Consider the following 253-nt stretch of genomic DNA (forward strand, 5'->3'; position numbering starts at 1 on the left):
CTTGATGAAAATCAAAAGAAAGAACTGTGTTCTAAACAAAAGGATTTAATCATTCAAACAATAGAAAAAAGTGGAGATGGAAAAAGTGAAGAAACGGCAATTTGCGTTTTAACACCTGGAGAAGTCTTACAGCAACTTGACAAATTGGCAAAATCTGGACCGAGAGCAGAATTTAGCCAAAAAATGAAACAACTTTCAGATGGAAGTGTTCTAACAGTTTATAGAATTGGCAATAGAGAAGTATTTGTAAAAT

General features: G+C 32.8%; 1 protein-coding gene. It reads left to right on the top strand.

The features are described 5' to 3' along the window. The coding region (locus SB659_RS20080; protein ID WP_410551696.1) for a hypothetical protein at positions 1-253 on the top strand (253 nt) is incomplete at both ends.

This window comes from Arthrobacter sp. SIMBA_036, from assembly GCF_046535135.1.
Taxonomy (GTDB): domain Bacteria; phylum Actinomycetota; class Actinomycetes; order Actinomycetales; family Micrococcaceae; genus Arthrobacter.